This is a genomic window from Acinetobacter sp. YZS-X1-1, assembly GCF_000804305.1.
In the GTDB taxonomy this organism is placed as follows: domain Bacteria; phylum Pseudomonadota; class Gammaproteobacteria; order Pseudomonadales; family Moraxellaceae; genus Acinetobacter; species Acinetobacter variabilis.
Genome location: NZ_JWHB01000023.1, coordinates 1 through 12619, shown reverse-complemented (window position 1 = coordinate 12619; position 12619 = coordinate 1). Strand labels below are relative to the sequence as shown.

At 41.3% G+C, this 12619-nt stretch carries 15 protein-coding genes; 11 read left to right on the top strand and 4 right to left on the bottom strand.

Annotated elements, in window-relative coordinates; all coding sequences use genetic code 11:
- Positions 1 to 2 precede the first annotated feature (2 nt).
- The 3 genes from RJ01_RS11670 (at position 3) to RJ01_RS11660 (ending at position 3362) form a co-directional block, all read left to right on the top strand.
- On the top strand, positions 3 to 1064 hold the full coding sequence (locus RJ01_RS11670) for a sulfate/molybdate ABC transporter ATP-binding protein (protein WP_034171211.1): 1062 nt from the start codon (positions 3 to 5) through the stop codon (positions 1062 to 1064).
- 52 nt (positions 1065 to 1116) lie between these two features.
- The gene (locus tag RJ01_RS11665; protein WP_004784546.1) at positions 1117 to 2040 is read left to right on the top strand and encodes a CysB family HTH-type transcriptional regulator; all 924 of its coding nucleotides are present in this window, start codon (positions 1117 to 1119) and stop codon (positions 2038 to 2040) included.
- 89 nt (positions 2041 to 2129) lie between these two features.
- Entirely contained in the window at positions 2130 to 3362 is a 1233-nt protein-coding gene (locus tag RJ01_RS11660; protein WP_171248472.1) for an OmpP1/FadL family transporter, read from the top strand.
- A gap of 61 nt (positions 3363 to 3423) precedes the next feature.
- Here the strand turns inward: RJ01_RS11660 and carO are convergent, their stop codons facing one another.
- Entirely contained in the window at positions 3424 to 4155 is a 732-nt protein-coding gene (gene carO, locus RJ01_RS11655) for an ornithine uptake porin CarO type 6 (protein ID WP_034171210.1), read from the bottom strand.
- A 299-nt stretch (positions 4156 to 4454) separates the two neighbouring features.
- Here carO and dapD point away from each other — a divergent pair, with 299 nt between their 5' ends.
- From dapD to RJ01_RS11630, 5 genes are all read left to right on the top strand, one after another.
- Complete coding sequence (gene dapD / locus RJ01_RS11650; protein WP_034171209.1) at positions 4455 to 5276, top strand: 2,3,4,5-tetrahydropyridine-2,6-dicarboxylate N-succinyltransferase; 822 nt, start codon at positions 4455 to 4457, stop codon at positions 5274 to 5276.
- A gap of 131 nt (positions 5277 to 5407) precedes the next feature.
- Entirely contained in the window at positions 5408 to 6118 is a 711-nt protein-coding gene (gene queE / locus RJ01_RS11645) for a 7-carboxy-7-deazaguanine synthase QueE (RefSeq protein WP_034171208.1), read from the top strand.
- 33 nt (positions 6119 to 6151) lie between these two features.
- Positions 6152 to 6820 carry a 7-cyano-7-deazaguanine synthase QueC gene (queC, locus tag RJ01_RS11640; protein ID WP_034171207.1) on the top strand — a complete coding sequence of 223 codons (669 nt, stop codon included), beginning with the start codon at positions 6152 to 6154 and terminating at the stop codon, positions 6818 to 6820.
- Positions 6821 to 6847: 27 nt separating this feature from the next.
- Positions 6848 to 7309 carry a hypothetical protein gene (locus RJ01_RS11635; RefSeq protein WP_034171206.1) on the top strand — a complete coding sequence of 154 codons (462 nt, stop codon included), beginning with the start codon at positions 6848 to 6850 and terminating at the stop codon, positions 7307 to 7309.
- Between the two features lie 80 nt (positions 7310 to 7389).
- Positions 7390 to 7848, top strand: a complete 459-nt coding sequence (locus tag RJ01_RS11630; RefSeq protein WP_034171205.1) for a peroxiredoxin — start codon at positions 7390 to 7392, stop codon at positions 7846 to 7848.
- Between the two features lie 74 nt (positions 7849 to 7922).
- On the opposite strand, the gene RJ01_RS11625 is transcribed toward RJ01_RS11630, so the two are convergent.
- Positions 7923 to 8522 carry a LysE/ArgO family amino acid transporter gene (locus RJ01_RS11625; RefSeq protein WP_034171204.1) on the bottom strand — a complete coding sequence of 200 codons (600 nt, stop codon included), beginning with the start codon at positions 8520 to 8522 and terminating at the stop codon, positions 7923 to 7925.
- Positions 8523 to 8629: 107 nt separating this feature from the next.
- Between RJ01_RS11625 and RJ01_RS11620 the strand changes: the two genes are divergently transcribed.
- Positions 8630 to 9532 carry a LysR family transcriptional regulator ArgP gene (locus RJ01_RS11620; protein WP_034171203.1) on the top strand — a complete coding sequence of 301 codons (903 nt, stop codon included), beginning with the start codon at positions 8630 to 8632 and terminating at the stop codon, positions 9530 to 9532.
- A 46-nt stretch (positions 9533 to 9578) separates the two neighbouring features.
- Here RJ01_RS11620 and RJ01_RS11615 read toward each other — a convergent pair whose 3' ends face one another.
- Both RJ01_RS11615 and RJ01_RS11610 read right to left on the bottom strand, forming a co-directional pair.
- Positions 9579 to 10142, bottom strand: coding sequence for a YceI family protein (locus tag RJ01_RS11615; RefSeq protein WP_034171202.1), 564 nt, complete (start codon positions 10140 to 10142; stop codon positions 9579 to 9581).
- 47 nt (positions 10143 to 10189) lie between these two features.
- On the bottom strand, positions 10190 to 10759 hold the full coding sequence (locus RJ01_RS11610; protein WP_034171201.1) for a nicotinate-nicotinamide nucleotide adenylyltransferase: 570 nt from the start codon (positions 10757 to 10759) through the stop codon (positions 10190 to 10192).
- Between the two features lie 101 nt (positions 10760 to 10860).
- On the opposite strand from RJ01_RS11610, the gene RJ01_RS11605 reads away from it, so the two are divergent.
- Positions 10861 to 11661, top strand: coding sequence for an enoyl-CoA hydratase (locus tag RJ01_RS11605; RefSeq protein WP_034171200.1), 801 nt, complete (start codon positions 10861 to 10863; stop codon positions 11659 to 11661).
- A gap of 73 nt (positions 11662 to 11734) precedes the next feature.
- A complete protein-coding gene (locus RJ01_RS11600; RefSeq protein WP_034171199.1) occupies positions 11735 to 12529 on the top strand; it encodes a nitroreductase family protein in 795 nt (264 codons plus the stop codon).
- Positions 12530 to 12619: the final 90 nt, after the last annotated feature.

Genomic DNA, 12619 nt, shown 5'->3' with positions numbered 1-12619 from the left:
ACATGAGTATTCAAGTTAAAAATATTGAAAAACACTTTGGTGCATTCCATGCACTTAAAAACATTTCTCTGGATTTCCCAGATGGTCAGCTGGTTGCCCTGCTCGGCCCTTCAGGCTGCGGTAAAACGACTCTACTGCGTATTATTGCAGGTCTTGAATCTGCTGACGGTGGTCAGGTGATTCTGGAAGGCCAGGATGCAACCAATGTCCACGTACGTGAACGTGAAGTGGGTTTTGTATTCCAGCACTATGCCCTGTTCCGTCATATGACCGTATTCGATAACGTGGCTTTTGGTCTACGTGTACGCCCACGTTCAACCCGTCCATCAGAAGCAGAAATTAAAAAACGTGTGACCCGTTTGCTTGATCTGGTACAACTTGGCTTCCTGGCAGACCGTTATCCGGCTCAGCTTTCTGGTGGTCAGCGTCAACGTATTGCACTTGCGCGTGCACTAGCCGTTGAGCCACGTGTACTGTTACTGGATGAGCCGTTCGGCGCACTAGATGCCAAAGTCCGTAAAGAACTGCGCCGCTGGTTACGTACCCTGCATGATGAACTGCACATTACTTCAATTTTTGTCACTCACGACCAGGAAGAAGCCTTAGAAGTTGCTGATCAGATCGTAGTGATGAATAAAGGCAATGTGGAACAGATCGGTTCACCACGTGAAGTGTATGAAACACCGAAAACACCATTCGTGTTTGACTTCCTGGGACAAGCTAACCGTTTCGAAGGCCAGAATAATGGCGGCATACTTCAGCTAGGTGAAGACCGTATCCAGTTCGATGCCGCCAAACAGGCAGCTCAGGGTAATGTCATTGTATTCGCTCGCCCGGATGAACTGCGTATTCATGCACAACCACAAGAGAATACGATTCAGGCCACGTTTATTCGTGAACTCTGGATTGCAGGAAAAGTTGTTGCGGAACTGAATGACCGCCAAGGTAATCTGATTGAAATTTCACTGACACCAGAAGAAGCTCGCGCTCATCAATTCCGTCCGGATCAAACTGTTTGGTTGAGTGCATTAAATCTGCATTTATTTGAAAACCAGGTCGCGTAAGACTGCAAGATGGGGCTTTTAAATGCCCCATCCTCTTATAGGGTAAAGAATTATGAATTTCCAACAATTAAGAATTATTCGAGAAACTGTTAGACAGAATTTTAACTTAACTGAAGCTTCAGCCGCGCTTTATACTTCGCAGTCAGGTGTCAGTAAGCATATTAAAGATTTAGAAGATGAGCTTGGTGTACAGCTATTTATCCGTAAAGGTAAACGCCTTTTAGGACTGACTGAACCAGGTCAGGCACTTCTCGGCATTGTAGAGCGTATGCTGGTTGATGCAGACAATATCAAACGTCTTGCAGATGACTTTAACAAGGTCGATGAAGGTACATTAACGATTGCAACGACACATACCCAGGCACGTTATGTATTACCGCCAATCGTGAACCAATTTAAAAAAGAATTTCCGAAAGTTCATCTGATTTTGCAACAAGCCAGTCCAATGGAAATCACCGAAATGCTTCTTCAGGGTGAAGCAGATATCGGGATTGCGACTGAAGCCTTGACGACTGAAGAAAATCTGGCGAGTGTGCCTTATTATAACTGGCAGCACAGTATTATTACGCCGCAAAATCACCCGCTGAATAGCAAAGAACAGGTTCGTATTGAAGACCTCGCTGGCTATCCGATTATTACTTATCACGGTGGTTTTACAGGCCGTTCTAAAATCGACTCAGCCTTTGAAGAAGCCGGTGTGGATGTGGATATTGTAATGTCAGCTCTGGATGCCGATGTGATTAAAACTTATGTAGAGCTCAACATGGGTGTCGGCATTGTCAATGATCTGGCTTATGATCCAGAACGTGACTATCGCCTGAAACAGATTAAAACCGATATTTTTGGGGTAAATACTACCTGGATTGCAGTACGTAAAGGTCACTTATTACGTGGTTATGGTTATGAGTTTATTTCTTTATGCTCACCAGATGCAGATATCAAGGCACTGAAAAAAGTCGCTTATCCAGATGAATAATATGGGTTGTACTTTCTAAATTGAAGAGGCGTATTGCCTCTTTTTTATTTTTTGAGTGGATAAAGAATATAAATATCAAGCATAATCACGTGCATAATAAATTGAATTATACCAAGATGATCAATAATAAATTTGCTCTTTTCTCCGTGGGCTTGTTTTTCTCCGGGTCAGGTTATGCAGCAGCGTTTGAACAATCTAACCAAAGCATCCAATCGTTTTTTGAAAAAAATAATTATGCTGAAGTTTCACTGGCTTGGGTTCGCCCTGATATCAGCGGTCAGGTACAACATACCGAAGAGCTGCAACAATTAGGCATCACGGATTTTTCAACAGGAAATCTTGTCCATAACCAATTGATCTCTAATGTCGCATTAAAATTCCAGTTGAATCCTCAAGTGTCGTGGGGACTGATTTACGATCAGCCTTATTCTATAGATATCGCTTATCATTATGATCCTGTTTTTGCAGGTGCAACACTTCCAATTGAGGCTGCTACCATTCAGTTTGAGAGCCATAATTTGACCTCATTAATTGGCTTTCAACCAAACGATAACTGGAATTTTTATACAGGGCTAAGTTATCAAAGCTTAGAAGGAAATTTATATTTATCCGGACAGACATTTTATATATTCAATGGTTATCGGGCCACATTTGAACGAGATGCCGCTCGGGGCTGGCTTGCTGGAATCAGTTATCAGATTCCAGAATATTTTTTTAGAACCGCACTGACCTATCGCTCTGCAATTACTCATCACAATAAAACCACTGAGTCGATTATTGTAGGTACGAATCCAGCACCTTATACAGAAATTCAAACTCCACAGTCTGTGAACTTGGATTTTCAGACAGCTTTAACTGATCGAAATGCGCTCTATGGCACGCTGCGTTGGTCAAACTGGCAAAATTTCGTGATCCAGCCGCCTAAATTTGGCGCTGTAATTGACTATGCGGCCTTACAGTTTCCGGAAGTAAAACCATTCAGGATGATTGATTATCGTGAGGATCAATGGTCTGGAAAAATCGGACTTGCTCATCAATGGCCATCTTTTGGCATAAATTCTATCGAACTCTTATGGGATTCTGGTACAGGAAATCCGGCTTCAACCCTGAATCCGAGTGATGGCTATTGGGGCATCGGACTAGGTCATCTTTATAAGATTCAAGAAACCTGGGATATTGCTACAGGACTATATTATTTAAAGTTTCAAAAACCTGAAATTTCCTTATCCGAACCTATTACGCCGCAGATCGCAGGTTTATCCGCAGTTTCTGATAACAGTGCCTGGATCCTAGGTATGAAGTTGGGCTATCATTTTCAATAGCTTTTAATAAATAAAAAAACGAGCCGAAGCTCGTTTTTTTATTAGGCTTAGCAGCTACAGCTTAGAAGCGGAAGCTTACACCCAGTTTTGCCACTGGGAACCATTCATATTTATTATCTTCGCGAATTTTACGCTCTTCATTTTCAATCGCTGTACCTACGCTAGGAGAACCTTCTACTGGTGCAAGACCTGTAGCAGTTAAATCCACAGTTGGGTTACCATTGTAGTATGCGCCGATTTCACCAAATACACCCCAACGGTTAGTAATTGCTGGAGAGAAACCAAGACCTACATACGGAGCAATATTATTTTTGTAAGATAACTTACCATTTACACGACCTTCTGTAGCACCAGCAGCAAGTTGATAGTCATTGTTATCAATGCTTAAAGTTTCACCACTACCAATACGGCGAGATAGATCGTAATCATTATCAATATATGCTACACCGGCAGCCATATAGAACCAGTTCGCCCAAGGACGAATCTCAGCATTCAAGTAAGTCAGGTTATTATCCATATCTAGGTCATATTTTGTACCATTGATTGATAAATCATCAGTCCAAGAAATATCACCACCATTATAACCTAGAGTAACACCTACATAAGGGTTAGCATTCCAAGAGATCGCGCCACCGTAACCGGTAGTACCGACTTCAGCACGAACAGCTGCAGGTTTAAAGAAAGAGAATTCAGCTACGCCTTCATCTGTTACGATTGTCTCATCAGCAGCCATGACAGATCCAGCTGTGGCAGCTAGAACGGATACTGCTAAAAGTTGATATAAAGCTTTCATTATTTCTCTCCTCAAAAGAACTTTTTTTTCATCATTAGTTATTCGTGATGAGCTCAATATAAAGGAGCCAATGAATATTTTTTATTCGTGTTTTGCTGGGCTTTTGTTATTTTTTGATACATATTAATTTTTCTTGTTGAATGATAAGCCTTTTTTAAACAATGTTTGTACATATCTAAAATACGAAAATGATACTAATCACTTTACTTGCGAATTTAATTCAGCACCCTTCTTAGTTTTCCATCTTTTTAGAGCAATATAGTGTAAAATATCGGAAATTTTTTTCTGGAAGGAAGATCATGTCTCAGCTTTCAACAATCATTGAACAAGCGTTTGAAGACCGTGCGAATTTCACAGCAGCAGATTGCCCTGCTGAAATCCGTCAAGCAGTTGAGGAAGTAATTGCTGGCCTGGACAATGGTACTTTACGTGTTGCTGAAAAAATCGAAGGTGAATGGGTTGTTCATCAATGGATTAAGAAAGCGGTATTGTTATCATTTAAATTAAACGATAACAAACCAATGGAAGCTTGTGATCTTCGCTTCTACGACAAAGTAGATACTAAATTCTCTGACTGGACTGATGAGCAGTTTAAAGCTGCTGGCGTACGTGTTGTTCCTCCGGCGGTAGCGCGTAAAGGTTCTTTCCAGGCGAAAAACGTGGTACTGATGCCTTCTTATGTGAACATCGGTGCTTATGTAGATGATGGTACGATGGTCGATACTTGGGCAACTGTAGGTTCATGTGCTCAAATCGGTAAAAATGTTCACTTGTCAGGTGGTGTAGGAATCGGTGGTGTTCTTGAACCGCTTCAAGCTAACCCAACAATTATTGAAGACAACTGTTTCATCGGTGCACGTTCTGAAATCGTTGAAGGCGTAATCGTTGAAGAAGGTTCTGTCATTTCAATGGGCGTATTCATTGGTCAATCTACCAAGATTTATGACCGTGAAACTGGCGAAATCCATTATGGCCGCGTACCTGCTGGTTCTGTTGTGGTATCAGGCAGCCTGCCATCTAAATGTGGTAAATACAGCTTATATGCAGCTGTAATCGTGAAAAAAGTAGATGCGAAAACTCGTGCTAAAACTAGCCTGAACGATCTGCTACGCGAAGACTAAGATGTCTTAACTTAGAGGAAACATTTGTGTTCCTCGGAGCTTCAACCGCTCCTCGTCTCTACGGTCAGCAATGATCGTAGGGATTTTTATTTTTATACATTGTTATTTATTTTTCAGTGGTTAATGTTGTTATGAATACGCTTCGATCTTCCGCAATTCCAGTTTCTGATCCGTCTGCGGGCTTACGCATTACGGAGATCTTCTATTCATTACAAGGTGAAGCCAATACCGCAGGTTTACCGACCGTATTTATTCGCTTAACCGGATGTCCGCTGCGCTGTACCTATTGTGATACTACGTATTCTTTTGAAGGTGGTGAACGCAAATCTTTAGATGACATCATCCAGACCACGCTTGATTTTAAAACGCCTTATGTCTGTGTAACCGGTGGTGAACCATTAGCGCAACCGAACGCCCTACCTCTGATGCAACGACTTGCAGATTTAGGCTGTGAAGTTTCTTTAGAAACCAGTGGTGCGTTAGATGTTTCTAAAGTGGATACACGTGTATCCAAAGTTCTAGATTTAAAAACACCAACTTCAGGTGAAGTTGCACGAAATTTGCTTACAAATCTGGATCATTTAACTCAGCATGACCAGATTAAGTTTGTAATCTGTAATCGTGAAGATTATGAATGGTCAAAACAGCAGGTAGAACAGTACCAGTTAAATGAAAAAGTCAGCACGGTCTGGTTCTCCCCTGCATTTGCAGTTGAAAAAGGAGCTGCGCGCTTGCCACAATTGGCACGTGATCTGGCTCAATGGATTTTAGAAGACCATCTCCCTGTTCGTTTCCAGCTGCAGCTGCACAAGTTGTTATGGAATGATGAAACTGGTCGTTAATTTTTGTAAATTTACTATATTGGAGTATTTGTTATGCGCCCTCGTGCCATTGTATTGTTATCTGGCGGATTAGATTCAACAACCTGTCTGGCTTGGGCGCAGGCACGCTATGAATGTATCGCACTGAGTTTTATGTATGGCCAACGTTCCACTACAGAACTTGATGCAGCTCGTGCGCTGGCTCAACGCTCGGGAGTAGAACATCGTGTCATCAATATTGATTTAGGTAACCTGGGCGGCTCAGCCCTTACTGATCATAGCATTGAGGTACCGGATCAATTGCAGGAAGGTATTCCTGTAACCTATGTGCCTGCACGAAATACCATCTTCTTATCTTATGCTTTGGCCGCTGCAGAAGTGTTCGGTGCAGAGGCAATTGTGATCGGGATTAATGCGGTGGATTATTCAGGTTATCCAGACTGCCGCCCGGAATTTATTGAAGCTTTTGCCAATATGGCACGCCTTGCAACCAAGGTCGGTGTTGAAGGTCAAACCCTGAAATTTGAAACACCTTTGTTACATTTATCCAAAGCAAATATCATTCGCTTAGGCCTAGAACATGGCGTAGACTACAGTCAAACGGTATCTTGCTACCAAGCAGATGACCAAGGACGTGCGTGTGGAACATGTGACAGTTGTCGTTTACGCAAGCAAGGTTTTGCTGATGCAGGTGTTGAAGACCCGACACGTTATTACCTTTAAAATCGATCAAGGTTATAAATCCATATTATGAATATTAAAGCCAAATTACTTGCGACTAGCCTACTCTCTTTGTCTGCCCTATTTTCAACTGCATCTTTTGCAAATAATGATCAAGCTAAGGCAAAAGCAGAATTTGAGGCGATGAAAAAAGAATATACAACTGCCATGAAAAATGCTGGAAGCAGTTCAAATGTGCGTGACGGTTTAATTAAAGCCTGCGCTATTCCCTACAAACAGGCAGTGAAGTACAAAAAACTGACTCAGTCTGATGTGAATAAGCTTTGTACATGTGAAGTGGATGCAGAAGGTAAATTGACTCAAGCTCAGAAATGGCAGATTCAAAGCACCATTAACCAGAAGAAAAACCCTGCTACTTTAGACTTTGTTAAAAAACAAAGCCAGAATGTGCAGTCTTGTGTAGGCCCACAGCTCGCAGGTAAATTAAACTCACTTGCTGCAGAAGCCAATAAAGCCGCTCAAAAGAAATAATCCTGACGGATATTTTTCTAGAATAAGCCACTATAATGTGGCTTATTTTTTTGAAAAAATTTAGAAAAATTGGAGAGATCATGTCTGAGATCAGCTTACCTGAGCACACTTTTCCGACCACTACAGGTGAAATTAATCTGGCCCAACTGGATGCAGAATGGTTAATTATCTATTTTTATCCTAAAGATTCGACACCTGGCTGTACCACTCAGGCAGTCGGTTTCTCTTGTTTAAAAGATCAGTTTGATGCACTGAATACGACTATTCTGGGCGTATCACGTGATTCGGTTAAAGCGCACCAGAACTTTACTGAAAAACAGAATCTGATCATTAATCTGATCAGCGATGAAGAAGAAGTGTTATGTAAACACTTTGATGTCATTAAAGAAAAGAATATGTATGGCAAGAAAGTGATGGGCATTGAGCGCTCTACCTTCATTTTCCATAATGGCAAACTGGTCAAAGAATACCGTAAGGTGAAAGCTGCTGGCCATGCTGAACAGGTTTTAGAAGATTTGAAAGCTTTACAGGCTGCTTAAGGTGTTTCATAGAATCAAAAAGGCATGCATAGAAATATCATGCCTTTTTCTTTAGAGTTGCTGCAAAGAATAATTCAGTTCACTAAAGAAACCGCAATCGACCACATTACACAGCCAATAAGTATATCCAATATTTTCCAGGCTTGTGGTCGCTGAAAAATAGGTTGCAAATAACGTGCTGCATAGCCCAGTCCAAAAAAGAATACAAAGGACGCACTAATCGCTCCTAAGGCAAATTGTATCTGTGCATTGGAATATTGGGTGGAGATGGAACCAATCAAGACCAAAGCATCCAGATAGACATGCGGATTGAGCCAGGTCAGCATCAAACAAATCAGCAAAACTTTATATAAAGAAGGCACATCTTTTTGATCTGTGTTCAGACGCTGCTCATTCTTCCAGGCCTGATAAAAATGCTGAGCGCCATAGATCGCCAGAAAAGTCGCGCCTAGATATTTCGCCATATTGATCCAGTGCGGATTGACCAGCATCAATTGTGAAAATCCCAGAACACCAGCAAAAATCAATATCGCATCAGATAAGGCACAACACATACAGATCGCAAAGACATACTGCTGTTTCAAGCCCTGTTTCAATACAAAAGCATTTTGCGCACCAATGGCAATAATCAGGCTAAAGCCTACCGCCAGACCTTGTATATATGCATTTAACATTGGAATATCATGGAATTATAAAGATGGAGATCATTATCTATGTTATTCTTTTCAATTAAATATAATTAGGAAAATATCATTCAGACTAAATTTTATTTAGGTAAACTATGCCACTTAATTCTAAAAACTGTGATGCTTTTTTAGCCGTCGCAGAAACCCAAAGTTTTGATGCTGCCGCAAAAGTATTAAATATTACGGCTTCAGCAGTCACTTTAAGAGTACAGAATCTGGAAAGAGATTTGGGGCAAGTTCTGGTGCTACGTGAGCGTCCTTGTAAAGTGACCAATGCCGGTCAAACCTTACTGAATTATTTGCAGCATCAACGCCTGTTACAGCAGCAATTGATCCAGCAATTAAATGGTCAAAATAAAGCAGAATTTAGCTCGATTCATATTGCGGTAAATGCGGATTCTCTTGCGACCTGGTTATTTCCCTGTCTGAACACCACTCTGCTTGCAGAGAAAATTACTTTGAATCTTCAGGTTGCTGTTCAAAGTGAAACTCATAAGCTTCTAGAGCAGGGTCAAGTCAATGCCTGTATTAGCAGTGAAAGTGAAGCCATGCCGGGCTGTAAGGCTCATTTTATTGGACAGATGCATTATAGAATGGTCGCAACACCTGCCTTTGTGCATTCCTGGTTTAAACAAGGCATTCACCGGGAATCACTGCGTAAGGCACCCGCTGTGATTTATAATGATCAGGATCATTTACATAGCCATCTACTGTTGGCTCAATTTGGCTTAAACCAGCAATGTTTTCCTTTTCACTATATCCCCTCCTCGACCGCCTTTGCGGATGCTATTTTTTCAGGATTAGGATACGGTTTAGTGCCGGACTATCAAATTGCGGACCGGATTCAAAATGGGACACTGATCGAGATACTACCTGAATGCAGTTGTGATGTACCTTTATATTGGCATCACTGGAAACAGCAGTCTCCCGCTCTAAAACAGTTAACCAAAGTCATTCTGGAACAGGCAGAACAATGTATGAATAATCCATTTCATTAAACAGTTCTATTGTGTCCTGCCGAATTCACAGAAATTGAATATCACATTATTGGGTTTTCCACTGTCCCATTAAATGAATATTAACTTTTTCACCCACGCCTGCAGTGGCTTTCTTCATCCCAAAATCTGAACGATTAATCACCGTGGTGGATTTCACATCGAGTAAATTAGGATTACCCTTGTTCGGTGTCAGCGTGGTATCGAATACCACTGGTCGAGTAACACCTCTTAGAGTGAGTTGACCCATGACCTGATAACGATTCGTACCATTTGGCTTAAACTGCGTACTTTTGAAATTGACTGTTTTATAGCGAGATGCATGAAACAGGTCCTCACCCATAATCATATTTTTAAGGCTAGGTTTGAAAACCTCTAGGCTATCGACCTGCATAGTGAACTCAGTAGATGACTGTTGTGGCCGATCAAGATCAAACTGCATGGTTGCCTTGAACTCTTGAAAATTTCCCTTTACAACATTCAAACCCAAGGAGTTAATGCTAAAGCCGACACTACTTTGAGGCGTCAATGTCCAGCTTTTAGCATACGCAGCCGATATACACATAGCAGATAGAGCGCCCGCATAAGCTATATGTTTCAGCAATAGATTCATTGTGTTCATCCTTAACAATCAAATGAACTCACTACCTTAAAACGGTTTCAGCCCAGATTTGTTTTATCATTTAGTTCAAACTTGTTGACCAATTGTTGATAAATCTCATTATTTTTAAATTTATGTAAAAATTCACTGGTGCCTAAAGGAAAAGCTGATTCCACTACTTCCCCACGATAATACGCTTCACGTAACGGGGTGGCTGAAATTGCACCCACCAAGCTATCGAGTTCCACCATTTCCCACTCTGGGAACAAACTTAAATAATAAGAAGATTCATCTTTAAAGTGTCCAATTAGACCAACTTTTGCTTCTGCTTCAACTACTTCAGACACCAACGATTTCACCAGTTTTTGCCATTTTTCATCATTATAGACATCAATGACATGGACAAATTTAATGCGCTTCTGATCTGCTTCAGAAAAATTCAACAGGATCATTTCTTCACGTTCAGTGGCTAGAAATGGATTTTTAATATTGCGTTCTTGCTGTGCTGAGCCTAATGCCAGAATCACCTGCTGGCTTTGCTGCAAGGCAATTTTAATCGTTTGCATATGGGCCAGATGGAAAGGTTGAAAACGACCAATAAACACTAGGTAATCAAATTTATACTTCATAGCACATCTTACTTTTATGAACGCATCAGTTATGCCACAGGGAATTTTTTGCGACATAATAAGCGCCAATAAATTCATATTAATAAAGCAAGGATAGTACGATGACACTGAGCTGTATTCAACAACCGCATCAGCATTTAAATGCGAATTTAGACAATGGCGTACTGACCTTAGCCATTCACCGTCCTGAGGCAAAAAATGCGCTTTACGGCGAACTATATCTATGGATCGCACAGGCACTGGATGAAGCAGATCAGGATAGTAGTGTGCGTGTCGTGATTCTACGTGGTCAGGATGCAGACTTTAGTGCCGGCAATGACATGCAGGACTTCATGAAGTTTATTCAGACGCCTCTACAAGGTAAGGCTGGCGATACCCCTCCTTTTGTGCTGTTGAAGTCCGCTGCAAAATTTTCCAAGCCTTTAATTGCTGCCGTTCGTGGCGTTGCGATTGGGATCGGGGTAACGATTCTGCTGCATGCTGATCTGGTTTATAGTGACAATACTGCCCTGTTCCAGATTCCGTTTGTTAGCCTTGGCCTGTCGCCTGAAGGTGCTTCAAGCAAGCTGCTGGTACAACAAGCGGGTTATCATAAAGCAGCTGAACTGTTACTTACTGCACAACGGTTTAATAGTGAAAAGGCATTGGGTGCAGGTCTGGTAAATAGCATTGAAGAAGATGTCTATGCTGCTGCTGAAAAACAGGCAAAAACTCTTGCTGCTTTACCCCTGGCTTCTATTAAACAAACCAAAGCACTGATGAAGCATAATCTGGCTGAAACTATCGAGTGTATTGATGATGAAGCTGAGATATTTATGAAACGTGTGGGTTCACCTGAAATGACGGAAGCTGTTCAGGCCTTTATGGAAAAACGGAAACCTGATTTCACACAATTCAACTAATTCTGAAACTTATCTTTTAATTGAGGCAGTTTAGACTGCCTCAATCTTTTATTTTTTTGAAAGAATCTAGCTTATGAATAATGAAAACTACCAAACGACTTCTCAAACAACCGATAGTTCAAATCCTGAAAAGAAACGTTATTATGAACCTGCTCCTCAGGATATTGATGTAGACAATTTCCGAAAGGTCATCGAAAGCCGCCGTTCTGTACGTAAATTTACCAAAAAGCCAATTCCTGCCGAGGTCCTCGATGCCTGTCTGGATTTAGCCTTGCTGGCGCCAAACTCCTCAAACCTGCAGCCGTGGACTTTTTATGTGGTGCAGAACCCATCCAAGAAAAAACGTCTGGTTAAAGCATGTATGAGCCAGCTTGCTGCTAAAACGGCTTCAGAGCTGATTGTCTGTGTGGCACGTACTGACCGTATAGATGAAATGGCAAAACTGAATATCAGCGAGTTTCCATTTCCTGAGGCGCCTCCAGCCATTAAAAAGTACTATAAGTACATTCCCTACAACTACAAGACCGGTTATTTGAATGCCTTTGGTAACTTTAAGAAAGTTGCTTTCAAAGTAGCTCGTACACTCGATAAACAAATGCCAGTTTCTGCATTTAGTCCAGCCGATGCCAAGCTATGGGCAAGTAAAACCACAGCACTGGCATGTGAAAATCTGGTTCTGGCTTTACGTGCTTATGGTTTTGATAGCTGTATGATGGAAGGCTTCGATGAACCAATGGTTCGTGAACTTCTAGATCTGAATGACCAGCAATATCCAGTGATGGTGATTGGTGCTGGTGAACGTGCCAAAGATGGTGTGTTCTTCCCACAGTATCGTTTTGATCGTGAGCTGTTTATTCAGAAGGTTTGAGTTTAAAAATAGTATTTAAAGGATTTAAGAATATTAATTTACTTAATATTTGATGACATGGATGTCGATTAATTAAGTATATTAGAAAAA

Excerpts from the sequence above, each read along its gene's own strand:
- RJ01_RS11670 (WP_034171211.1), top strand. The coding sequence starts at position 3 with ATGAGTATTCAAGTTAAAAATATTGAAAAACACTTTGGTGCATTCCAT.
- RJ01_RS11665 (WP_004784546.1), top strand. The coding sequence starts at position 1,117 with ATGAATTTCCAACAATTAAGAATTATTCGAGAAACTGTTAGACAGAAT.
- carO (WP_034171210.1), bottom strand. The coding sequence starts at position 4,155 with ATGAAAGCTTTATATCAACTTTTAGCAGTATCCGTTCTAGCTGCCACA.
- dapD (WP_034171209.1), top strand. The coding sequence starts at position 4,455 with ATGTCTCAGCTTTCAACAATCATTGAACAAGCGTTTGAAGACCGTGCG.
- queE (WP_034171208.1), top strand. The coding sequence starts at position 5,408 with ATGAATACGCTTCGATCTTCCGCAATTCCAGTTTCTGATCCGTCTGCG.
- queC (WP_034171207.1), top strand. The coding sequence starts at position 6,152 with ATGCGCCCTCGTGCCATTGTATTGTTATCTGGCGGATTAGATTCAACA.
- RJ01_RS11635 (WP_034171206.1), top strand. The coding sequence starts at position 6,848 with ATGAATATTAAAGCCAAATTACTTGCGACTAGCCTACTCTCTTTGTCT.
- RJ01_RS11630 (WP_034171205.1), top strand. The coding sequence starts at position 7,390 with ATGTCTGAGATCAGCTTACCTGAGCACACTTTTCCGACCACTACAGGT.
- RJ01_RS11625 (WP_034171204.1), bottom strand. The coding sequence starts at position 8,522 with ATGTTAAATGCATATATACAAGGTCTGGCGGTAGGCTTTAGCCTGATT.
- RJ01_RS11620 (WP_034171203.1), top strand. The coding sequence starts at position 8,630 with ATGCCACTTAATTCTAAAAACTGTGATGCTTTTTTAGCCGTCGCAGAA.
- RJ01_RS11615 (WP_034171202.1), bottom strand. The coding sequence starts at position 10,142 with ATGAATCTATTGCTGAAACATATAGCTTATGCGGGCGCTCTATCTGCT.
- RJ01_RS11610 (WP_034171201.1), bottom strand. The coding sequence starts at position 10,759 with ATGAAGTATAAATTTGATTACCTAGTGTTTATTGGTCGTTTTCAACCT.
- RJ01_RS11605 (WP_034171200.1), top strand. The coding sequence starts at position 10,861 with ATGACACTGAGCTGTATTCAACAACCGCATCAGCATTTAAATGCGAAT.
- RJ01_RS11600 (WP_034171199.1), top strand. The coding sequence starts at position 11,735 with ATGAATAATGAAAACTACCAAACGACTTCTCAAACAACCGATAGTTCA.